A 20,726-nucleotide genomic window follows, 5' to 3' on the forward strand; every position below is an offset into this window, starting at 1 on the left:
GCGCCGTCCCCGGGGCGGCGAGGGCCAGGATTCGGCGCTCTCCCTGGGGCGGTGAGGGCCTCGCCATTCCTCCCCGGCCAACAGGCCTCGCCGTTCTCCCCGGGACGGAAAGGCATCGCCGTTCTCCCCGGACGGCGAGGATCAGGCGTCGGCGTTCTCGTGCTCCTGCTCCGGCTCGGACTCCTCCGTCGGGATGCGCTCGACGAGCACGGTGCCGATGCGGTTGCGCCGGCCGGCGAGGCTCTCGGCGGTCAGCCGCAGGCCCGCCACCGTCGCCTGCGACCCGGCGATCGGCACCCGGCCCAGCGCGTGCGCCAGCAGACCGCCGACGGTCTCCACCTCGTCGACGTCGATCTCCACCTCGAACAGTTCCGCGAGGTCCTCGACCGGCAGCCGCGCCGTGACCCGGGCCGAGCCGTCCGGCAGGCGCTCGACCCGAGGCAGCTCCTGGTCGTACTCGTCGGTGATCTCACCGACGATCTCCTCGAGGATGTCCTCGATCGTGACCAGCCCCGCCGTCCCGCCGTACTCGTCGATGACGATCGCGCAGTGGATCTGACGTGCCTGCATCTCGCGGAGCAGCTCGTCGATCGGCTTGCTGTCCGGGACGTACGTCGCCGGCCGCATGATCGACTCGACCTGCTCGACCGACTCGCCCTCGCGGTACTCGTGGTTCCGGCGGACGATGTCCTTGAGATAGGCGATGCCGACCACGTCGTCCTCGTTCTCCCCGACCACCGGGATCCGGGAGAACCCGCTGCGCAGCGCGAGCGACAGCGCCTGCCGCAGCGTCTTGTCGCGCTCGATGAAGACGATGTCGGTGCGCGGCACCATCACCTCGCGGACGAGCGTGTCACCCAGCTCGAACACCGAGTGGATCATCTGGCGCTCGTCCGGCTCGATGAGCCGTCGCTGTTCCGCGAGGTCGACGAGGTCCCGCAGCTCCGCCTCCGACGCGAACGGTCCCTCGCGGAAACCACGGCCGGGCGTCAGGGCGTTGCCGAGCAGGATCAGCAGCCGCGGCAGCGGCCCCAGCACCCGGGCCAGCGGGTGGATCACCGCCGCGCCGGCCAGCGCGATCTTGTCGGGGTGCTGACGGCCGAGCGTCCGCGGCGAGACGCCCACGGCGATGTAGCTGACGACGATCATCACGGCGGCGGCCGTGACGTACGCGCGCCAGTTCGCGCCGAGCCAGGTGATGCACAGGTCCGCGACGAGGACCGTCGCGGTCAGCTCGCAGCTCACCCGCAGCAGCAGGAGGAGGTTGAGGTAGCGCGGCGGGTCGGCGACGACCTCGGCCAGTTGCCGAGTGCCCCGCCGCTCCTCGCGTACGAGCTCCTCCACCCGGACCCGGGAGATCCGGGCGAGCGCGGTCTCGGCGCTCGCGAACAGACCGGCCACCGCCACCAGCACGACGGCGAAGACGATCAACCAACCTTGGACAGCGGTCATGAGGAGGGCCGGGCGCGAGCCTCTCGCCAAGAGGCGAGCAGCTCAGCCTGCAGGCCGAACATCTCCTTGTGCTCTTCGGGCTCGGCGTGGTCGTAACCGAGCAGGTGCAGGATGCCGTGCGTGCACAGCAGGTGCAGCTCGTCCTCGGCGCTGTGCCCCGCCTTCTTGGCCTGCTTCGCCGCGACGGACGGGCACAGCACGACGTCGCCGAGCAGCGCCGGGTCCGGCGGGGCGTCGTCGGCGCCGCCGGACACGTGGCCCGGCCGCAGCTCGTCCATGGGGAAGGAGAGCACGTCGGTCGGGCCCGGCTCGCCCATCCACTTCTCGTGCAGCTCGGTCATGGCGTCCTCGTCGACGAGGAGGATCGACAGCTCCGCGAGCGGATGGACCTGCAGCTGCTCAAGCACGTGCGCCGCCAGTGCCTGGAGCGTGGTCTCGTCGGCCGGTGCCCCGGACTCGTTGAGCACCTCGATACTCATGATCAGCGACCTCGTTTGCGGGATCCGCCACGGCCCGAGGTGCCCTGCGGGAGCTGGGCGGGCTGGGCGTCGTCGTAGCGGCTGTACGCGTCGACGATCGCGCTCACCAGCTTGTGGCGGACGACGTCCTTGCTGGTCAGCCTGCAGAAGGCGATGTCGTCCAAGCCCTCGAGGATGTCCTGCACGACCCGCAGGCCGCTGCGCTGCCCGGAGGGCAGGTCGACCTGGGTGACGTCACCGGTCACGACGACCTTCGACCCGAAGCCGAGCCGCGTCAGGAACATCTTCATCTGCTCCGGCGAGGTGTTCTGCGCCTCGTCGAGGATGATGAACGAGTCGTTGAGGGTGTTGTGCGTCAGCAGGTAGTCCTGGGTGACGTACAACGAGTCCTCGGCGGCCACCTGGATGCACACGCACTCCTCGCGGCCCGCCGGCTCGATCTCGTCGATGAACCGCATCGGCCGCCCACCGCCCCCGGCAGCGTGGTACTTCTCCCGCTTCCGGATGAGCCGGAAGGGCTCGACGCCCTCGGGGAGACGGATGTCGACGATGTGGGCGTCACTCCGGTAGCCGACGTCACGGCCGTTCGCCCGCCCGGGCTTGCGGCCCTCGGCAAGGCGACGCCGCGTGTAGGCCACCCCGCCCAGCGACCGGACCAGTGCGATGACATCGTCCCGGAGCAGGATCGACGCCGTCGAGAACTGGATGCGGCAGGTGCGATCGGCTTGCGTGACCGGCCCGCCGTCGCTGTCCAGGAGACCCTGCAGTAGGGCCAGCCGGACGTCAACGGTGTTGTAAAGGTACGCGTCCGGGATGAACTTCGTACTCGACCGCGTGCCGCACAATCCGAGCTCGCGGGCGACCGCCGTGACCGGGTTGGCGATAGTGATCACCTGGCCGGGCTCGGTGATGCGGTTCAGCACATAGTCGACGCCACCTTTGTGGCGGACCTCGACGCCAGGGAGGAGCTTTTCCAGCGCGACGGCGAGCTCAGGATCGTCGGTGGCGAAGGACGGCGTCGTGGAGCCGGTCAGGCAGCCGTCGCCCAGCAGCAGGCCCAGCGCATACGGGTCCATGGGGACCTCGCGCTCCGGGAAGTGCACCGGAGCGGCGAGCAGCGGGAGCTCGTAGCGCCGGGCGTGCGCCGCGCGCAGATTGCCGATCATCTCCCGGGTCTCCATGACCCGCCACGGCTTGTTGCGCCGCTTGTCGGCGGCGGTCCGGACGGTCCACAGATGCTCGCCGCAGCACAGGGTCCACGCGCCGTCCTGGGCGGTGACGCGGTAGATGTCCTTCTCGCCCTGCGGGTAGACGCCGAGGACCGGGGTCGGCTCACCGTTGGAGCCGATGACGAGGTCACCGACCCGGAGGTCGCCGATTGGACGCCAACCATCGGGGGTCAAAACCGGCATAAAGGTCGGCTGCGCCCGTCCGCGCATATAGGCCAGGGGTGCGACCTCGATGGTGCCGGCGGCCATCAGGCGGGGGATCGAGTCGGGGTCGACCATGTCGTGCAGCGCGTCGTACAGCGGCCGCAGGTAGGGGTCGATCTTCTCGTAGAGGGTGCCCGGCAGGAAGCCCAGCCGCTCGCCGGCCTCGACGGCGGGCCTGGTCAGGATGATGCGGTTGACCTCCTTGGCCTGCAGCGCCTTCACGGCCTTGGCCATGGCCAGGTAGGTCTTGCCGGTGCCCGCAGGCCCGATGCCGAACACGATCGTGTGCTTGTCGATCTCGTCGACGTAGTGCTTCTGGTTGAGCGTCTTGGGCCGGATGGTGCGGCCCCGCGACGAGAGGATGTCGAGGGTGAGCACCTCGGCCGGCCGCTCCGCCGTCTCGGCGCGCAGCATCGCGATGCTGCGTTCGATGGCGTCGGGGGTGATCGGGGTGCCGCTCTTGAGCAGAGCGAGCAGCTCTTCGAAGAGCTTGGCGGCGAGCTCGGTCTCTTCGGCCCGGCCGGTGATCGTGATCTCGTTGCCGCGGACGTGGACGTCGCTGTCGAACGCTCGCTCCACGACCTCGAGAAGCTCGTCGCGGGAGCCGAGCAGGGCGACCATCGAGTGGTCGTCCGGGATCACGATCTTTATCTGCGCGCGCGCGCCGTCGGGCGCGGTGTCGGTCTGAATTGATTCGGCCATAGCGCGGCCTTGCGGCCTCTTCGCCCCTGCTTTCCGGTCACGTCGGGTCTTCGGCTGCGTCCCACCCATGTTACCGGCCTGCACCACTCATTTTCCGATCACGTGGCGACGGCCGCTCATCCCGGGGGCCAGCCCAGCCCGCGGCCTCCGAGGACGTGCGCGTGCACGTGGAACACGGTCTGCCCGGCGCCCGGACCGGTGTTGAACACGACGCGGTATCCGGTCTCGTCGATGCCCTCCGCGACCGCGACCTCGTGGGCCTCCTTGACCAGCTGCGCGAGGAGTTCCCCGTCGGTGGCGGCGAGCGCGGCGGCGGTCGGGTGGTGCTCGCGCGGGATGACGAGGACGTGCGTCGGCGCCTGCGGGTTGATGTCACGGAACGCGATCGTCCGGTCGGACTCGCGCACGATGTTCGCGGGCACTTCTCCGGACACGATCTTGCAGAACAAACAGTCCTGTTCCGTCAATGAACTCTCCTTCGCCGGGGTCAGCGCATGTTATCGCGGCGGGGACGGCGTGGTCGTCTACGAATCGTTACGCGCGCGGGTGTGCAAGGTTGGCCAAGACACTCCCCCGTCTGGTTATCGTTGCTCTCACGCGAACCCCCGCGCCGGATGCGCATCAAATCCAAGCCGGGTGACGTTCGCACGAACCTGCTGGGTCACGGCGTTCGTCCAATGAGACGACACCCGATGACGGCACTGACGGGCGGATAAGGCGAGACGAGGAATGCCCTTTCGTAAACCTGACGGCGAGGGCACGCGTCCTACTGATGTGACCGAGACCCTCGTGGCCAGAGGAACGACGGGCGCGGTGACCGTTGCCTGGGACGCTGACCAGGCGGTTACCGCGCTTTACAGCGCTCATTACCGCTCTCTCGTACGGCTCAGCGCCCTCCTCGTACGCGACCTCGCGACGGCGGAGGAAGTCGTACAGGACGCCTTCGTCGCCATGCACGGGGCCTGGCGGCGGCTGCGCGATCCGGACAAGGCGCTGTCGTACCTCCGGCAATCGGTGGTCAACCGGTCACGATCCGTACTGCGGCACCGGGCCGTCGTGGAGAAGTACGCTCCCAAGGGCCTGCCCGACGCGCCGAGCGCCGAGAACGGCGCGATCGTCGAACTCGAGCGCACCGCCGTCGTCAAGGCACTGAGCGGGCTGCCCACGCGGCAGCGGGAGGCGCTGGTGCTGCGCTACTACGGGGATCTGTCCGAGGCGGAGATCGCCAATGCCATGGGGATCAGCCGGGGGGCCGTCAAGAGCCACACCGCGCGCGGGATGGCCGCGCTTCGCAGCGTTCTGGAGCAGCTTTAATGACCGAACCCTTCGACGAGTACGGCGAGCGTCTGCGCCGTGTCTTGCACGCGGAAGCGGAAGCGGTCACGCCCTCTCCAGAGGGACTTGAGCAGATCCGCGGCAAGATCGGCAAGAAACGTGAGCGGCGCTTCCTGGCGTGGTTCGCGATTCCGTGGCTGCGTCCGCTGGCGGCCGTCGCCGCCGCGATCGCCGTCGCGGGGGTCGCCGTGTCCGCGACCCCGGCGATCAAGACCTTCGTTCAGACGGGGCACTTCAGCCCCGACGACCACCAGGACGGCGGTACGGCCGTCGCGGGCGGGCAGCATGCGGTGACCGCCGCACCTCCGGTCAACCCCTCCCGGCCGGGAGTGAGCGCGTCGCCCCGTCCGACGTCGGTCCCGACGACGCCCGGGGGCACGCACGTCATCACCGGCCGCAAGTGCCCTCCGGGTGAGGGCACGATCAAGCCGCCGCCCGGCTCGGCCGGCAGTGTGCAGACCGCGGGCCCGTCGCCACGGGTCACGTGCGGGCCGTCGTCGGCGACGTCGCCTCCGGCCTCGCAGGAGACGCCCACGCCGCCTGTGTCGTCACCGACACAGACGGCGTCGACGAGCGTTGCGCCGACCAACGGTGCCCAGCAGCCGTCGACGCAGTCCTCCCCCTGACGAGTACGGACGACCGGCACTCCTGGGCAGCACGTTCCTCCCGTGAGGGGTACCGGCGACCGGCACGTTCGTCCCGTGACGGGTAAAAGCGACCGGCACCGTTGAGGAGCACGGTCGCCGCCGTGACGTGAGGTCTACCAGCGGCCGGTGCGGCTGAGCAGCACGGCGGCCGCCGCGACCCCCGCGGTCGAGGTGCGCAGAACGGTCGGGCCGAGGAGGACCGGTGTTCCGCCCGCGGCCTGGAACGCGGCGATCTCGTCGTCGGTCAGCCCGCCCTCGGGGCCGACGACCACGACGATGTCTCCGGTGTCCGGGACGTCGATCCCGCTCAGCGGCCGCTCCGCCTCCTCGTGCAGGATCACGGCCAGTGCCGCGCCGGCGACGCGCTCGGCCGCCGCGGTCGTGTCCGCGGGCTCGGTCACCTCGGGCAGCCATACCCGGCGGCTCTGCTTGGCCGCCTCGCGCGCCGTGCCGCGCCATCGTGCGAGCGCCTTGGCGCGCCGGTCGCCCCGCCACTGCGTGACGCAGCGGGCGGCCGTCCACGGCACGATCACGTCGACGCCCACCTCGGTCATCGTCTCGACCGCGAGCTCTCCCCGGTCGCCCTTGGGCAGCGCCTGGACGACGACGATCCGGGGTTCCGGGCGGGGAACGTCCCGGCGTGCGACGGCCTCCAGGTGGAGGCTGTCGCGCTCGGCCGAGGCGACGACGCATTCGACGAGCCGGCCCTCCCCGTCGCTCAGGTCGACCCGCTCCCCCGCCCGGAGCCGGCGTACGGCGGCCGCGTGGCGCCCCTCGGGTCCGTCGAGGAGGATCCGATCGGAGTCGAGGCGTGCGGCCTCGGCGAGGAAGAGGGGCGGGCTCATGGCACCGATCGTAGGCGCGTCGCCGTGCCGAGCGCCCGCCCGAGTGGCCCGCCGCGTCAGGACGCCGAGGACAGGCCGAACCGCGTGCCCACCGGGCTGAGCGTGCCGGCCGCCTTGACGGTGTGGAGGATCGGGGCGGTCTCGAGGGTGTGGATTCCGTCGAGGGCACCGAGGCGCCGCGTGAGGTAGTGGTGCAACTCGGTCGGGTCGGAGCAGAGGGCCTGGGCGAGGAGGTTGGTGGGGCCGGTCGTGGCCGCGACGACGGCCAGTTCGGGGTGGCCGGCGAGCGTGGTCGCCACGTGGTCCAGGTGGGCCGGTGCGACGGCCATCCACAGCAGGGCCTGGGTGGTGGCTCCGAGGACGGCGGGGTCGATCTCGACGTCGAAGAAGACCGTGCCGCGGGCGCGCAGGTCGGCGATGCGGCGGGCGACGGTGGCCTGCGACCACCCGGTGGCCCCGGCCAGGTCGGCGTACGAGGCCCGGCCGTCCTGGCGGAGCGCGGCGAGCAACTCCTGGTCCGCGCGCGCCGGAGCGGCAGAGCGTGCCGTACGGGGATGGGCCGACGCGCCGCCGGGACCCCCGTCCGCCTGCACCGGGCGGGCCGTACGGGAGTGGGCCGACGCGCCGCCGAGATCCCCGTCCGCCTGCGCCGGAGGCACAGGGCGGGCCGTACGGGGGCCGGAGGCCGACCCGGCCGGCGCATCGCCGGGACCCCCGTCCGTCTGCGCCAGCCGTGCCGTACGGGGATGGGCCTGCGCGTCGCGGGGCTCCCCGTCCGCGGGCTCCGAGGGTACGGGGCGGGCCGTTTGGGGGCCGGAGGCCGACCCGGCCGGAACGCCGCCGGGATCCACGTCCGCGCCCGTCGGGGGCGCAGGGCGGGTCGTACGGGGGTGGGACGCCGGTCCGGCCGGTGCGTCGCCGGGATCCCCCGCAGGTGACAGTTCCCATTGTTGGCGGTCGCTGAGGGCCTGGGTGACGCCGCGCCAGGCGGTGGGGCCGCCCAGGTAGGTGTGCAGCACGCAGTGGGCGGAGACGGCGGTGATCCCGGCTCGGCGCGGGATGTCGCGCAGCAGCAGGGCGCGGGAGACCTCGACGCCGTGCGGCGCGTGGATGAGAGTGAAGATCTCCGTGCCGCCCGAGACCAGCTTGACCCATGAGGTGTCCGGCCGCCGGGCGAGGGAGTGCGCGAGCGTCTGCGCGGTGGCCGGGGTCGTGGTGAGCCGCACCATCCACTGGGTGTGCCCGGCCTGGCGGGTCTCGGCGAGGCCGACCACGCGGAGGCCCGCTTCGCCGCGCAGCCGCCGGTATCGGCGCGCCACGGTCTGGGTGGACACGCCGAGGACCGTGGCGATCCGGCTGAACGGTGCCCGTCCGTCGATGTAGAGGGCGTGGATGATGCACCGGTCGAGATCGTCGAGCATGCACCGATCTTGCACCAGTCACGCCTCGGATGGAAACAATCCGCCGATCTCGCGCCGTGGGTGGAACGGCCCGCTTCGCCCTCGCACGCTGGATCGCGACATCGGGCGTGACCGGAAGGAAGATCGATGGAGATACGGGAAGGGTCGGTGGGAGCGGCGTACCGCTTCCGCGGGCTCGCGCTGGGCGCCCTGCTGGTCGCCGAGGCGATGAACCTGCTGGACGCGACGATCGTGCAGGTCGCCGCGCCGGTCATCCACACGGACCTGGGCGGTGCCGAGACCGACATCCAGTGGTTCAGCGCGGCCTACACGCTGCCGTTCGCGATGCTGCTGGTCATGGGCGGCCGGCTGGGCGACATGGTGGGGCGCAGGCGCGTGTTCGCGGTCGGGGTGGCGGGCTTCGCGCTCGCGTCGCTGTCGTGCGCGCTGGCGCCCGGGGCCGGGGCGCTGATCGCCGCCCGAGCGGTCCAGGGTGCCGCCGCCGCGTTGATCATTCCGCAGACGATCGGGCTGATCCGCGCCATGTTCGACGGTGCCGAGCTGGCCAAGGCGATGGGGAGCATCGGGCCGGTGATGGGCCTGGCCGCGATCTGCGGGCCGGTGCTGGGGGCGGTGCTCACGCACGCCGACCTGTTCGGCTCCTCCTGGCGTTCGGTGTTCCTCGTCAACCTGCCGCTCGCGGCCGTCGTGCTGGCCGTGGTTCCGAGGATGCGCGAGGACAGGGCGGAGGCGCGGCCGCGCCTGGACCTGCTCGGCACGGTGCTGGCGATCGCCGGAGCCGGACTGGTCGTCCATCCCTTGATTCAGAGCGGGACCGCCGGTGTGCGGGCGGGCGGCTGGGCCGAGATGGGCGCCGGGGCCGTGGTCCTGGTGGCGTTCGGTCTTCAGCAGCGGTACGCCGCCCGGCGCGGTGGCCGTCCGCTGGTCGAGCCGAGCCTGTTCCGCGACCGGGGCTTCCCGGCCGCGCTGGCGACCTCGACGCTGTTCTTCGCCGTGATGAACGGGCTGATGCTGGTCGTCGTGGTGCAGGTGCAGGTCGGGCTGGGCGACGACGTCCTCACCGCCGGGCTGACGCTGCTGCCGTGGTCCTGCGGCATGGCGATCTCCTCGTGGGTCTCGGGGACGCGCCTGGTGCCGCGGTACGGATCACGGATGATGTTCGCCGGGCTGGCCGTCATGCTCGCCGGCCTCCTCGCCACGGTCGCCGTCTACGCCGGCGCCCGGCCGGGCGCCTACCCCTGGGCGTTGCTCGGCGCGCTGGGGCTGTGCGGGATCGGGAACGGGCTGTTCACCGTGCCGTTCTTCACCACCGCCCTCACGCGGGTGCGCCCGCACGAGACGGGGTCGGCCGCCGGGCTGCTCAACGCGGTCCAGCAGTTCGGCGGCACTCTGGGCATCGCCCTGCTGGGGACGGTCTTCTTCCGCTCCCTGGCCACGGGGTCCCGGGCGGGCCGCGGATCCGGGGCCGCGTCACTGCACGCCGTCGGGCTGACCTTCTGGCTCGCAGCGGGGCTGCTCGTCGCGACGATCGTCACGGCGGCGCTGATGCGAACCCGCGAGGCACCGCCGGAGCGGGAGCCGGAGCCGGAGAACCGGTCCGCGGCACCCGCTCACGGATGACGGAAGCCCCGCCCACGTGACGCGGACCCACCCACGTGACGGCGACCCGCCCACGCGACGCAGACCCGCCTACACGACGGAGACCGGCCACGTGACGCAGGCCGGCCCACGTGACGCAGACCCACCCGCGTGGCGGAGACGCACCCATGTGACGGAGACCCGCTCGCGTGACGGAGGCGTGACGAAGGCCGCCTATGTGTCCGACTACGTGACGGAGACCGGCCCACGCGACAGCGACCCGCTCACGTGACAGAGATCCCTCACGGATGACGAAGGCCCCGTCCGGTCCGGACGGGGCCTTCGCAAAAACCTCAGCGGCCGTTGAAGGCGTCGCGGAGGCGGGAGAAGAAGCCCTGCTGGCCCGGGGAGAACTTGCCCGGCGGGCGCTCCTCGCCGCGCAGGCTCGCCAGCTTGCGCAGCAGTTCCTCCTGCTCCTCGTCGAGCTTGGTCGGCGTCTCGATGTTCACGTGGATCATCAGGTCGCCGCGGCCGCTGTCGTTGAGGTGCTTGACGCCCCGGCCGTACATCGGGATCACCTGGCCGGACTGGGTGCCGGGCCGGATGTCGATCTCCTCGGGGCCGTCGAGGGTCTCGACGGTCAGCGTGGTGCCGAGTGCGGCGGCGGTCATCGGGACCTGGGCGGTGCAGTGCAGGTCGTCGCCCTGCCGTTCGAAGATCGCGTGCGGACGCTCGACGATCTCCAGGAACAGGTCGCCGGCCGGTCCGCCGCCCGGGCCGACCTCGCCCTCACCGGCGAGCTGGATGTGGGTGCCGTTCTCGACACCGGCGGGGATGCGTACCTTGATCGTGCGGCGGGTGCGGACCCGGCCGTCGCCGGAGCACTCCGGGCACGGGGTGCGGATCATGGTGCCGTAGCCGCCGCACTGCGGGCAGGCTCGCGACGTCATGACCTGGCCGAGGAACGACCGGGTGACCTGCTGCACCTCGCCCCGGCCGTGGCACATGTCGCACGTCTCGGGGTGCGTGCCCGGGGCCGTACCGGCGCCCGAGCAGTGGTTGCACACGACGGCGGTGTCGACCGTGAGCTCGCGCGTGGTGCCGAACGCCGTCTCCGACAGGTCCAGCTCGACGCGCACGGTGCCGTTGCGGCCCCGTCGGGCCCGGGTGCGCGGCCCGCGCTGGGTGGTGGTGCCGAAGAAGGCGTCCATGATGTCGCTGAACGGGAATCCCGCGCCGAAGCCGCCGGCTCCCGCGCCGGCACCGGCCGCGAACGGGTCGGCGCCCAGGTCGTACATCTCGCGCTTCTTCGGGTCGGAGAGCACCTCGTACGCCTGGGTGATCTCCTTGAACCGCTCCTGGGTGGCCGGATCAGGATTGACGTCCGGGTGCAGCTCGCGCGCGAGCCTCCGGTACGCCTTCTTGATCTCGTCCGCGCTGGCGTCCCGGCGCACCCCGAGGGTCGCGTAGTAGTCGTTCGCCACTTACGACCCCGCCAGTATCTGACCGACGTAACGTGCCACTGCGCGCACTGCTCCCATCGTCCCGGGGTAGTCCATCCGCGTCGGACCGAGCACGCCGAGCCGGGCCACGGCCTGGTCGCCCGCGCCGTAGCCGGTGGCGACCACCGATGTCGTGCGCAGGCCCTCATGCGGGTTCTCGGTGCCGATCCGCACGGTGAGGCCGGAGGGGTTCTCCGCCTCGCCGAGCAGTCGCATCAGGACGACCTGTTCTTCCAGGGCCTCCAGCACGTCACGGAGGCTCTGGGACAAGTCGGCGCGAGCGAGGTTCGCCGCGCCGCCGATGATTATCTTCTCTTCGTGCTTCTCGACGAGGCTCTCGAGGAGGACCGACAGCACCGTCGCGGCCAGGGGCCGCTCGCCGACCGGCACGTGCTCCGTCAGGTCGGCCATGACGTCGGGCACGTCGGTGAGCCAGCACCCGTCGAGACGCGCGTTGAGCAGCGCCCGCAGGTGCGCGATGGCCTCGTCGGAGACGTCCTCGTGGGTCTCGATGGCCCGCTGCTCGACGCGGCCGGTGTTGGTGATGACCACGAGCAGGAGTCGCTGGGCCGCGATCGGCACCAGCTCGACGTGCCGTACCGACGAACGCGTCAGCGAGGGGTACTGCACGACGGCGACCTGCCGCGTCAGCTGTGCCAGCAGCCGGACCGTACGGCTCACGACGTCGTCGAGGTCGTAGGCGTTGGCGAGGAACGTCTCGATGGCGCGCCGCTCGGCCGCGGACAGCGGCTTGATCGTGGACAGCCGGTCGACGAACAGCCGGTATCCCTTGTCGGTCGGCACGCGTCCGGCGCTCGTGTGAGGCTGGGCGATGTAGCCCTGCTCCTCGAGCACCGCCATGTCGTTGCGGATCGTGGCCGGCGAGACGCCGAGATTGTGCCGGTCGACCAGCGCCTTGGAACCCACCGGCTCATGGGTGGACACGTAATCTTCGACGATGGCTCGCAGCACGGCCAGCTTTCGATCGTCGAGCACGCACTCACCTCCCGTGTCCGCAGCCCTTCAATCTGGCACTCTTCTCCTCTGAGTGCCAAGTGTACGGCTCGGCGGCACACACGAGGAGACGCCGGTGGATCACGTTCTCGCGTCGAGCGTGGCAGAGTCACTCCTGTGACCTGGCACGAAGTTGCGGAACGCTGTTTCCAGCGCCGTTATTCCGACTTCGACGTGACCGTTGGGGTCATCGTCGGGGCCGCGGGCGCCGTCGTCATCGACACCCGCGCGAGTGTCGCACAGGGCGTGCGGCTACGCGACGACGTCCGGCGGCTCGGCGTCGAGGATCCCATCGTCGTCAACACCCACGGCCACTTCGACCACTGCTTCGGCAACGCCGCCTTCACCGGGGTGCGGTGGGGGCACGCGTCGTTGCCGGACTACCTGGCGCACACCGTACGGCCGATGCTGGCACGCGAGTTCCCCGGGTGGGCGGAGAAGGTCGAGACCGACCTCCTGCTCGCGCCGGACCACCTCGTCACCGACCACGCCGAGCTCGGCCTGGGCGACCGCGTCGTCGAGCTGCGGTACTTCGGCCGGGGCCACACGGACGGCGATCTCGTGGCATGGGTTCCCGACGCCCGGTGCGCGTTCACCGGCGACCTGATCGAACAGTCGGGCCCGCCGTCGTACGGCGGCGACTCGTTCCCGCTGGAGTGGCCCGGCACCCTGGCCGCGCTGCTGCGGACCGTGGACGGCGTGCTCGTGCCCGGGCACGGGGAGCCCGTCGATCCGGCGTTCGCGGCCCGCCAGCGCGAGGAGATCGACCTGGTGGCCCGCCGGGTGCGGGAGACGCACGCCGCGGGGCTGGACGTCGAGGAGGCCCTCGCCACGGGCGGCTGGCCGTACCCTGCCGAGACGCTGCGCGAGGCGATCCGGCGCGGCCACGATCATCTGGACCCGCGCCCTGGATCAGGATGAGCCGCCCGGACGATCCGAACCCGGGATCGGGGCGGGCCGCCTGGACGATCGGGCCGGTAAGGGATCAGGGTGAGCGCACCCGCTCGGCTCGTGACCGGTACGGTGCGACGGGTGCGGAGCAAAGACTATGGACGCGACGTTCTGTCCGGCGACTGGCGCCGCCCGAAGAAAGGGCAGATCCCGGACGTCGCCGCCGAGCCCGGCCTGGTCGCCGAGGACCCGTCGAGCGGTTTCTGCGGCGCGGTCGTCGCCTGTGAGAAGGACGCGGTGACCCTGGAGGACCGGTTCGGCAAGCGCCGGGTCTTCCCCCTCACCAAGGCAGGGTTCCTGATCGACGGCAAGCCGGTGACGCTCGTCCGCCCCGTACGGGCGGCGGGGCCGTCGCGGTCGGCGTCCGGCTCGATCGCCGTACCGAACCTCCGGGCGCGCGTCGCGCAGGAGAGCCGGATCTACGTCGAAGGCCGCCACGACGCCGAACTCGTGGAGAAGATCTGGGGGCACGACCTGCGGGTCGAGGGTGTCGTCGTGGAGTACCTCGAAGGCGTCGACCACCTCCCCGACATCGTCGAGGAGTTCGGCCCCGGGCCGGAACGCCGGCTGGGCGTGCTCGTCGACCACCTCGTGGCCGGTTCGAAGGAGAGCCGCATCGCCGGCGAGGTCTCCTCGCCGTACGTCCTCGTCACCGGTCACCCCTTCATCGACATCTGGGAGGCCGTGAAGCCGTCGGTGCTCGGCATCGCGGCGTGGCCCCGGGTGCCGCGCGGGACGCCCTGGAAGGAAGGCGTCATCGCCGCCCTCGGCTGGAGGGGCGAGCCGGGCGAGGTGTGGCAGGCGATCCTCGGCCGGGTCCGCGCCTACACCGACCTGGAGCCCGCGCTGCTCGGGCGGGTCGAGGAGCTGATCGACTTCGTCACCGTCCCGCAACGGGGCTGAGGACGGCGCAACCATCCCGCGTCGGCGTACGTCTCATACACTGCGACCTCTTTCGGTCACCCACCGACATCTCCCCATGTTCCGCTAGAAGGGACGCCACCAATGACCTATGGCCAGCAACCGGGCTACGGACGGCCCGGCCTCGGCGGACCGGGTTACGGCCCCGGCCCGGGAGGCCAGGGGTACGGGCCGGGCCACGGAGGCCAGGGCCATGGACGGGCACCGGTCCAGGGCCACGGGCCGTCGCCGTACGCCCAGCCCGGGAACGCGCCGGGAGGCTACGACCAGGGCGGCTACCAGCACGGCGGATATCAGCAGCAGCCGCACGGGCAGCAGGCCCTTCCGGCCGCGGGCTACGGCCCGCCCCAGCCCGCGAAGCGGCGCCGCGAGCCGACGCCCACCGGCGGGCCGGTCACGGACGAGGACGAACGCTGGGCCGTCCCGGCCTACGTCGGGATCTTCGTCGCCGGGTTTATCGCCCCGGCCATCGTCTACCTCCTCAAGGGCCGTTCCTCGCGGTTCGCGCGCTTCCACGCGGTCCAGGCGCTCAACCTGTCCATCGCGATGACCGCCTGCAACGTCGCCGCCTTCGCCGTGACCTACTTCATCGGCATACAGGGGCTGCTCATCACGCTCGCGGTGCTGGCCATCGAGTACTTCTGCGTCGTCAAGGCCGCGATCGGCGCGAACCGCTGCGAGTGGTACCGCCTGCCCTCGATCGCCGCCTGGCCGATCCTGCGATAGGGAAGCCGTGTGAGTGAGCCACAGGATCCCCCGCCCTCGTTCGAACCGCCGGACCCGGCGCTGAGCGGCCCGCCCGCCGCTCCCCCGTCTCCCGGCGGCCCGCCGCCCGGACCGTCGTGGCCGGGGCCGCACGACACGCCGCCCTACGAGGCCGGTGGACCTCCGTACGGCGGGCCCTCGACGCCACCGGGAGCGTACGGCGCCCCCGCCGGGCCACCCGCACCACCGGGTGCGTACGGCGCCCCAGCCGGGCCTCCTGGACCACCAGAGGCGTACGGCGCCCCCGCCGGACCACTTGGACCACCGGGAGCGCCCGGTGTCCCGGCCGGGCCGCCGACGCCACCGGGGCCGTACGGCGCGCCGGCCGAGCCGCCGCCGTACGGACGGCCCTACGGCGGCCCGCCGGCAGGACCCGGACCGTACGACGCACCACCCGGTCCACAAGCGCTCGGTCCCGGGTACGGCGGTCCTCCGCACCCGCCCGGACCGCCGTACGGCGGTCCTCCCGTGCCGTACGCCTACGGACCGCCGGCGTACGCCGGCCCGGGGATCACGGCGGCCGACGACACGACGTGGGCGCTCATGGCGTACGTCGGGCAGTTCGCGTTCGGGTTCATCGCGCCGCTCGTCGTCTACGCGTCGCGCAAGGACCGGTCGCCGTTCGTCCGCCAGCACGGGGCGCAGGCGCTGAACCTCGCGCTGACCAGCCTCATCCTCACGTTCGGCAGCATCCTGCTGATCGTCGTCACGCTCGGGATCGGCGCGATCGTCGTCCTCCCGGTGCTCGTGGTGTACGGCGTGGCGCACCTGATCTATCTGATCATCGGCGCGGTACGGGCGAGCAAGGCCCAGCCGTACGTGATCCCGAAGTGGCTGTGCTGGCCGATGGTCAAGTGACCCCTTAGGGCGTCAGGTCCCGGACGACCGCGTCGGCCAGGAGTCGCCCGCGCAGGGTCAGCACCGCGCGTCCCGCCTCGTAGGCCTCGGGGACGAGCAGGCCGTCCGCGACCGCGCCTCGTACGGCGTCGTCGTCGAGCAGGTCGAGGGGGCAGCCGTCGGCCAGTCGCAGTTCGAGCATCACGCGTTCGAACCGCCGGTCGTCGGCGTCCAGGACCTCCCGGGCGTGCGCGGGCGTGGTGTCGGCCGCGAGGCGGGCGGCGTAGGCGGCGGGGTGCTTGACGTTCCACCAGCGGGTGCCGCCGACGTGGCTGTGCGCGCCCGGGCCGACGCCCCACCAGTCGCCGCCGGTCCAGTACAGCAGGTTGTGCCGGCAGCGGGCGTCGTCGTCCGCCGCCCAGTTGGAGATCTCGTACCAGTTCAGCCCGTGGGCGCCGAGGGTCCGCTCGGCGGCGAGGTACCGGTCGGCCATGGCGTCGTCGTCCGGCGCGGCGACCTCGCCCCGGCGCACCTGGGCGGCCAGCCGGGTGCCCTCCTCGACGATCAGTGCGTACGCCGAGACGTGATCGGGACCGGCCTCGAGTACGGCGTCGAGGCTGGCCTGCCAGTCGGCGTCGCTCTCCCCCGGCGCGCCGTAGATGAGGTCGAGGTTCACGTGCTCGAACCCGGCCTCGCGCGCCCAGCGGACGCACTGCTGTGGCCTGCCGGGCGTGTGCGTGCGGTCGAGGACGGCCAGCACGTGCTCCCGGGAGCTCTGCATCCCGAACGACATGCGCGTGAAGCCCGCCTCGCGGAGGCCTGCGAGGTAGCCCGGGTCGACCGTCTCGGGGTTGGCCTCGGTGGTCACCTCGGCGTCGGCCGCCAGCCCGAACTCCTTGCCGATCGCGTCGAGGATCCGGCCCAGGTCGCCGGCGGGCAGCAGGGTGGGCGTGCCGCCGCCGACGAAGACGGTCGCGGCGGGAAGGTCGACGTCGCCGAGCACGCGGCGGGCGAGGCGGATCTCGGCGATGGCCGTGTCGGCGTACGCCTCGCGTGACGCGCCCCGCAGCTCGGTCGCCGTGTAGGTGTTGAAATCGCAGTAGCCGCAGCGGGTGACGCAGAACGGCACGTGCACGTAGAAGCCGAACGGACGGTCACCGAGACCTTCGAGGGCGCTGCCGGGCAGCGCGCCGTCGGTGGGGACCGGATCTCCGTCGGGCAGAGTCGAGGGCACCCCTCAAGTCTGCCGCCACCGGACGGATGCCCGGGACGGCGCGCTCAGTAGCCGAACTCCGCCCACACCGTGGTCCGGCCGGCGCACCGGGTCACGCCCCAGCGGTCCGCGAGGGCCTCGATGAGGAGCAGCCCGCGGCCGTGCTCGGCGTCGGTGGGGGGTTCGCTCCTGAGGTGGGGTTCGCCGTCGATGACGCCGTCGTTGACGACCTCGGCCCGGATCCGGCGGTCCGCGGCGGCGAGTCTTATGGTGAACCGGCCGCCGGCTCCGCTGAGGGTGTGCCTGATCGCGTTGGTGGCGAGTTCGCTCACGCTCAGGCCGACGCCGTCCAGCGCGGGGTGGTGGGAGCCGAGCGTGTCGCGCACGAATCCACGGCCCACCGCGACCGAATGCTCCGTCCCGGGCAGTGCGATCACTCCGAGGACCGTCATATCGGCCGGATCACCACCACCCGTGAAATCCGGATCGCGGGGGTGCGCCTCCGGTCGTGTCATGGCCGCATCCAAGACTCCTCCCTAAATCAGTCGGAACGGCCTCATTCCCCTCATCAAGGGCGAAAACCCAGATCATCGGCTGCGGTCTTTCGGTCGGAACAGGATGAGCCGCCCTTATCGGCTGCGGGCCCTACGCATCGGACGCCCGGCCCTCGCCGTGGTGAGGTTGATCACAGCGGCCCACCCGGTCCGGAGGCCGGCCGGCGTCACGAACCGCGCCGGTCCAGTCCCAGGCCGGCGGCGAGTTCCCGCCACTCCGTACGGGGCAGCCCGCTCGGGTCGGCGCTGAGCACCTGGAGGACGGCGTGGTCGGCGCCCGCGTCACGATGAGCGGCGATCTGCCGCCGTACCGCCTCGACGTCGCCCCACGCGACGGCCGCGTCGATCAGGCGGTCACTGCCGCCCTCGGCGAAGTCGTCCTCGGTGAAGCCCAGCCGCAGCAGGTTGTTCGTGTAGTTGGGCAGCGTCATGTACATGCCGAGGTGCTGCCGTGCCGTCGCACGCGCCCGCTCGGGATCGGTGTCGAGCACCACCTTGATCTCGGGGGCCAGCACGCGGTCCGGGCCGAGGATCTCCCGCGCCTGCGCCGTGTGCTCGGGCGTCACGAGGTACGGGTGGGCGCCGGCCGCGCGGTCCCGGGACAGCGCGAGCATGCGCGGCCCGAGCGCGGCCAGCACACGCTCGGATCGCGGAACGCCCTCGGCGTCGAGCCCGTCGAGGTAGGCGACCATCGCCGAGTACGGCCTGCGGTAGCCCTCGACGAGGCCGGCGTGGCTCGCGCCCAGGCCCAGCAGGAACCGTCCGGGATGGGCCGCGGACACCGCCGTGTGCCGCGCCGCGACCTCGGCCGCGTCGTACTCCCAGATGTTGAGGATGCTGGTGGCGACGACGACGCGGGAGGTCGCCTCGAGCACCGGCACAGCGTGGTCTACACCCGGGTTCGCGCCGAGCCAGATCGCGTCGTACCCGAGCCGTTCCAGCTCCGCCGCCGCCTCCCGGATCTCACCCGCGGCGTTCGGATCGTCGTTCCGCAGCCCGAAGCTCCAGATGCCCACCCGGCCGACGTTCACCATCGTCTCCCCCAACCGTCTCGGCCGACCACTGTCACGGTCAACCTGCCCCGGTGGAGCCGGTCCGAAGACGCGTGCACCGATCCCGGGACGCGGGCAGCGGCGGGACGGTCCGGCGACGCGGTGGTTACTTCTTCTTCTCGGTGGCCGCGCCGGTCGACAGCGCGGCGACGAAGGCCTCCTGCGGGACGTCGACCCGGCCGATGGTCTTCATCCGCTTCTTGCCTTCCTTCTGCTTCTCCAGCAGCTTGCGCTTACGGGAGATGTCACCGCCGTAGCACTTGGCGAGGACGTCCTTGCGGATGGCGCGGATGTTCTCCCGGGCGATGACGCGCGCGCCGATCGCCGCCTGGATCGGGACCTCGAACTGCTGTCGCGGGATGAGCTCCTTGAGCTTGGCCGTCATCATCAGGCCGTACTCGCGGGCCTTCTCCTTGTGGACGATCTGGCTGAAGGCGTCCACCGACTCGCCCTGCAGCAGGATGTCCACCTTGACCAGGTCGGACTCCTGCTCCCCGCTCGGCTCGTAGTCCAGCGAGGCGTATCCGCGGGTGCGCGACTTCAGCTGGTCGAAGAAGTCGAAGATGATCTCGGCCAGCGGCAGGGTGTAGCGGATCTCGACGCGGTCCTCGGAGAGGTAGTCCATGCCGAGCAGGACGCCGCGCCGGCCCTGGCACAGCTCCATGATCGCCCCGATGTGGTCGCTCGGCGACAGGATGGTCGCCTTCACGATCGGCTCGTACACCGCGCCGATCTTGCCCTCGGGGAACTCGCTCGGGTTCGTGACCGTGTGCTCCTCGGCGTTCTCCATCACCACGCGGTACACGACGTTCGGCGCGGTGGAGATGAGCGACAGGTCGAACTCCCGCTCCAGCCGCTCGCGCACGATCTCCATGTGCAGCAGGCCGAGGAAGCCGCAGCGGAACCCGAAGCCCAGAGCCAGGGACGTCTCCGGCTCGTAGATCAGCGCGGCGTCGTTGAGGCGCAGCTTGTCGAGCGCGTCGCGCAGCTCGGGGTAGTCGTCGCCGTCCACCGGATAGAGGCCGGAGAACACCATCGGCTTTGGATCCTGGTAGCCGCCGAGCGACTCCGCCGCCGGGCCGGACGCGCTCGTCACCGTGTCGCCCACCCGGGCCTGACGGACGTCCTTCACGCCGGTGATGAGGTAGCCCACCTCGCCGACGCCCAGACCGGTGACCGGCTTGGGCTCCGGCGAGATCACGCCCACCTCGAGGGTGTCGTGCGCGGCCTTCGTGGACATCATCAGGCTCTTCTCGCGCCGCGACAGGTGCCCGTCGACCACCCGCACGTACGTGACGACGCCCCGGTAGGTGTCGTACACCGAGTCGAAGATCATCGCACGGGCCGGGGCATCCGGGTCGCCCACGGGCGCCGGGACCGTCGCGACGACGTTGTCGAGCAGCTCCGCGACGCCCTCGCCCGTCTTGCCCGACACGCGCAGCACCTCGGAGGGGTCGCAGCCGATGATGCCGGCGAGCTCCGCGGCGTACTTGTCCGGCTGCGCGGCCGGCAGGTCGATCTTGTTGAGGACCGGGATGATGTGCAGGTCCGCCTCGAGCGCCATGTAGAGGTTGGCCAGCGTCTGCGCCTCGATGCCCTGCGCCGCGTCGACGAGCAGCACGGCCCCCTCGCACGCCGCCAGCGAACGCGACACCTCGTACGAGAAGTCGACGTGGCCGGGCGTGTCGATCAGGTTGAGGACGTGGTCCTTCCACGGCAGGCGCACGGCCTGGCTCTTGATGGTGATGCCGCGCTCGCGCTCGATGTCCATCCGGTCGAGATACTGAGCGCGCATCTGACGCTCCTCGACCACACCGGTGAGTTGCAGCATGCGGTCGGCGAGCGTCGACTTGCCATGGTCGATGTGCGCGATGATGCAGAAGTTGCGGATCACCGCGGGATCGGTCTGGTTCGGTACGGGCGGCACCGGGTTCCTCAAGAAGTGGCGGATCTAGCGTCTTCCATGGTCCCATGCCGGGCGCCATGCTCCCGCCGCGCGTCACCCGGCTCGCGGACGTGCTCTCC

The 20,726-nt window shown here is 71.5% G+C and carries 18 protein-coding genes and 3 pseudogenes; 7 read left to right on the top strand and 14 right to left on the bottom strand.

Going from position 1 to position 20,726, the window contains the following annotated elements; genetic code table 11:
* Nucleotides 1-141: 141 nt before the first annotated feature.
* The 6 genes and pseudogenes from ABEA24_RS15735 to ABEA24_RS15760 form a co-directional block, all read right to left on the bottom strand.
* Nucleotides 142-1,452: a hemolysin family protein gene (locus tag ABEA24_RS15735; RefSeq protein WP_345431566.1), complete on the bottom strand. Its 1,311-nt coding sequence runs from the start codon at nucleotides 1,450-1,452 to the stop codon at nucleotides 142-144.
* Nucleotides 1,449-1,931, bottom strand: coding sequence for an rRNA maturation RNase YbeY (ybeY, locus tag ABEA24_RS15740; protein WP_345431567.1), 483 nt, complete (start codon nucleotides 1,929-1,931; stop codon nucleotides 1,449-1,451). The genes ABEA24_RS15735 and ybeY overlap by 4 nt, the downstream gene beginning before the upstream one ends.
* 2 nt (nucleotides 1,932-1,933) lie before the next feature.
* A pseudogene (locus ABEA24_RS15745) lies at nucleotides 1,934-2,278 on the bottom strand (PhoH family protein); the annotation flags it as partial.
* A gap of 264 nt (nucleotides 2,279-2,542) precedes the next feature.
* Nucleotides 2,543-3,370, bottom strand: a pseudogene (locus ABEA24_RS15750) (LAGLIDADG family homing endonuclease); the annotation flags it as partial.
* Nucleotides 3,359-4,066, bottom strand: a pseudogene (locus ABEA24_RS15755) (PhoH family protein); the annotation flags it as partial. The pseudogenes ABEA24_RS15755 and ABEA24_RS15750, both read right to left, overlap by 12 nt.
* Before the next feature lie 116 nt (nucleotides 4,067-4,182).
* Nucleotides 4,183-4,533 carry a histidine triad nucleotide-binding protein gene (locus ABEA24_RS15760; protein ID WP_345431568.1) on the bottom strand — a complete coding sequence of 117 codons (351 nt, stop codon included), beginning with the start codon at nucleotides 4,531-4,533 and terminating at the stop codon, nucleotides 4,183-4,185.
* Between the two features lie 307 nt (nucleotides 4,534-4,840).
* Here ABEA24_RS15760 and ABEA24_RS15765 point away from each other — a divergent pair, with 307 nt between their 5' ends.
* Nucleotides 4,841-5,380: a SigE family RNA polymerase sigma factor gene (locus ABEA24_RS15765; protein ID WP_345431569.1), complete on the top strand. Its 540-nt coding sequence runs from the start codon at nucleotides 4,841-4,843 to the stop codon at nucleotides 5,378-5,380.
* Nucleotides 5,380-6,027 carry a hypothetical protein gene (locus ABEA24_RS15770; RefSeq protein ID WP_345431570.1) on the top strand — a complete coding sequence of 216 codons (648 nt, stop codon included), beginning with the start codon at nucleotides 5,380-5,382 and terminating at the stop codon, nucleotides 6,025-6,027. Before ABEA24_RS15765 ends, ABEA24_RS15770 begins: the two co-directional genes overlap by 1 nt.
* Before the next feature lie 134 nt (nucleotides 6,028-6,161).
* Here the strand turns inward: ABEA24_RS15770 and ABEA24_RS15775 are convergent, their stop codons facing one another.
* Together ABEA24_RS15775 and ABEA24_RS15780 are read right to left on the bottom strand one after the other, a co-directional pair.
* The gene (locus ABEA24_RS15775) at nucleotides 6,162-6,893 is read right to left on the bottom strand and encodes a 16S rRNA (uracil(1498)-N(3))-methyltransferase (protein WP_345431571.1); all 732 of its coding nucleotides are present in this window, start codon (nucleotides 6,891-6,893) and stop codon (nucleotides 6,162-6,164) included.
* Between the two features lie 56 nt (nucleotides 6,894-6,949).
* On the bottom strand, nucleotides 6,950-8,314 hold the full coding sequence (locus ABEA24_RS15780) for an Lrp/AsnC family transcriptional regulator (RefSeq protein WP_345431572.1): 1,365 nt from the start codon (nucleotides 8,312-8,314) through the stop codon (nucleotides 6,950-6,952).
* 126 nt (nucleotides 8,315-8,440) lie between these two features.
* Here ABEA24_RS15780 and ABEA24_RS15785 point away from each other — a divergent pair, with 126 nt between their 5' ends.
* Entirely contained in the window at nucleotides 8,441-9,934 is a 1,494-nt protein-coding gene (locus ABEA24_RS15785) for an MFS transporter (protein ID WP_345431573.1), read from the top strand.
* A gap of 311 nt (nucleotides 9,935-10,245) precedes the next feature.
* Here the strand turns inward: ABEA24_RS15785 and dnaJ are convergent, their stop codons facing one another.
* Both dnaJ and hrcA read right to left on the bottom strand, forming a co-directional pair.
* Nucleotides 10,246-11,376 (bottom strand): molecular chaperone DnaJ, encoded by a 1,131-nt coding sequence (gene dnaJ, locus ABEA24_RS15790; RefSeq protein ID WP_345431574.1) that lies wholly within the window; start codon nucleotides 11,374-11,376, stop codon nucleotides 10,246-10,248.
* The gene (gene hrcA, locus ABEA24_RS15795; RefSeq protein WP_345431575.1) at nucleotides 11,377-12,390 is read right to left on the bottom strand and encodes a heat-inducible transcriptional repressor HrcA; all 1,014 of its coding nucleotides are present in this window, start codon (nucleotides 12,388-12,390) and stop codon (nucleotides 11,377-11,379) included.
* Nucleotides 12,391-12,525: 135 nt separating this feature from the next.
* Between hrcA and ABEA24_RS15800 the strand changes: the two genes are divergently transcribed.
* The 4 genes from ABEA24_RS15800 to ABEA24_RS15815 all read left to right on the top strand — a co-directional run bounded on the left by ABEA24_RS15800 (nucleotide 12,526) and on the right by ABEA24_RS15815 (nucleotide 15,903).
* The gene (locus tag ABEA24_RS15800; RefSeq protein ID WP_345431576.1) at nucleotides 12,526-13,329 is read left to right on the top strand and encodes an MBL fold metallo-hydrolase; all 804 of its coding nucleotides are present in this window, start codon (nucleotides 12,526-12,528) and stop codon (nucleotides 13,327-13,329) included.
* 111 nt (nucleotides 13,330-13,440) lie between these two features.
* Nucleotides 13,441-14,262: a DUF3097 domain-containing protein gene (locus ABEA24_RS15805; RefSeq protein WP_345431577.1), complete on the top strand. Its 822-nt coding sequence runs from the start codon at nucleotides 13,441-13,443 to the stop codon at nucleotides 14,260-14,262.
* A 102-nt stretch (nucleotides 14,263-14,364) separates the two neighbouring features.
* Nucleotides 14,365-15,006, top strand: a complete 642-nt coding sequence (locus tag ABEA24_RS15810) for a DUF4870 domain-containing protein (RefSeq protein ID WP_345431578.1) — start codon at nucleotides 14,365-14,367, stop codon at nucleotides 15,004-15,006.
* Nucleotides 15,007-15,015: 9 nt separating this feature from the next.
* Nucleotides 15,016-15,903, top strand: coding sequence for a DUF4870 domain-containing protein (locus ABEA24_RS15815; RefSeq protein ID WP_345431579.1), 888 nt, complete (start codon nucleotides 15,016-15,018; stop codon nucleotides 15,901-15,903).
* A 4-nt stretch (nucleotides 15,904-15,907) separates the two neighbouring features.
* On the opposite strand, the gene hemW is transcribed toward ABEA24_RS15815, so the two are convergent.
* The 4 genes from hemW to lepA form a co-directional block, all read right to left on the bottom strand.
* The gene (gene hemW / locus ABEA24_RS15820; RefSeq protein ID WP_345431580.1) at nucleotides 15,908-17,116 is read right to left on the bottom strand and encodes a radical SAM family heme chaperone HemW; all 1,209 of its coding nucleotides are present in this window, start codon (nucleotides 17,114-17,116) and stop codon (nucleotides 15,908-15,910) included.
* Nucleotides 17,117-17,160: 44 nt separating this feature from the next.
* Nucleotides 17,161-17,610 (bottom strand): ATP-binding protein, encoded by a 450-nt coding sequence (locus ABEA24_RS15825; RefSeq protein WP_345431581.1) that lies wholly within the window; start codon nucleotides 17,608-17,610, stop codon nucleotides 17,161-17,163.
* Nucleotides 17,611-17,816: 206 nt separating this feature from the next.
* On the bottom strand, nucleotides 17,817-18,683 hold the full coding sequence (locus ABEA24_RS15830) for an LLM class F420-dependent oxidoreductase (RefSeq protein ID WP_345431582.1): 867 nt from the start codon (nucleotides 18,681-18,683) through the stop codon (nucleotides 17,817-17,819).
* Nucleotides 18,684-18,807: 124 nt separating this feature from the next.
* Complete coding sequence (gene lepA / locus ABEA24_RS15835; RefSeq protein WP_345431583.1) at nucleotides 18,808-20,628, bottom strand: translation elongation factor 4; 1,821 nt, start codon at nucleotides 20,626-20,628, stop codon at nucleotides 18,808-18,810.
* Nucleotides 20,629-20,726 lie beyond the last annotated feature (98 nt).

This window comes from Actinoallomurus vinaceus (genome assembly GCF_039542055.1).
GTDB lineage: Bacteria > Actinomycetota > Actinomycetes > Streptosporangiales > Streptosporangiaceae > Actinoallomurus > Actinoallomurus vinaceus.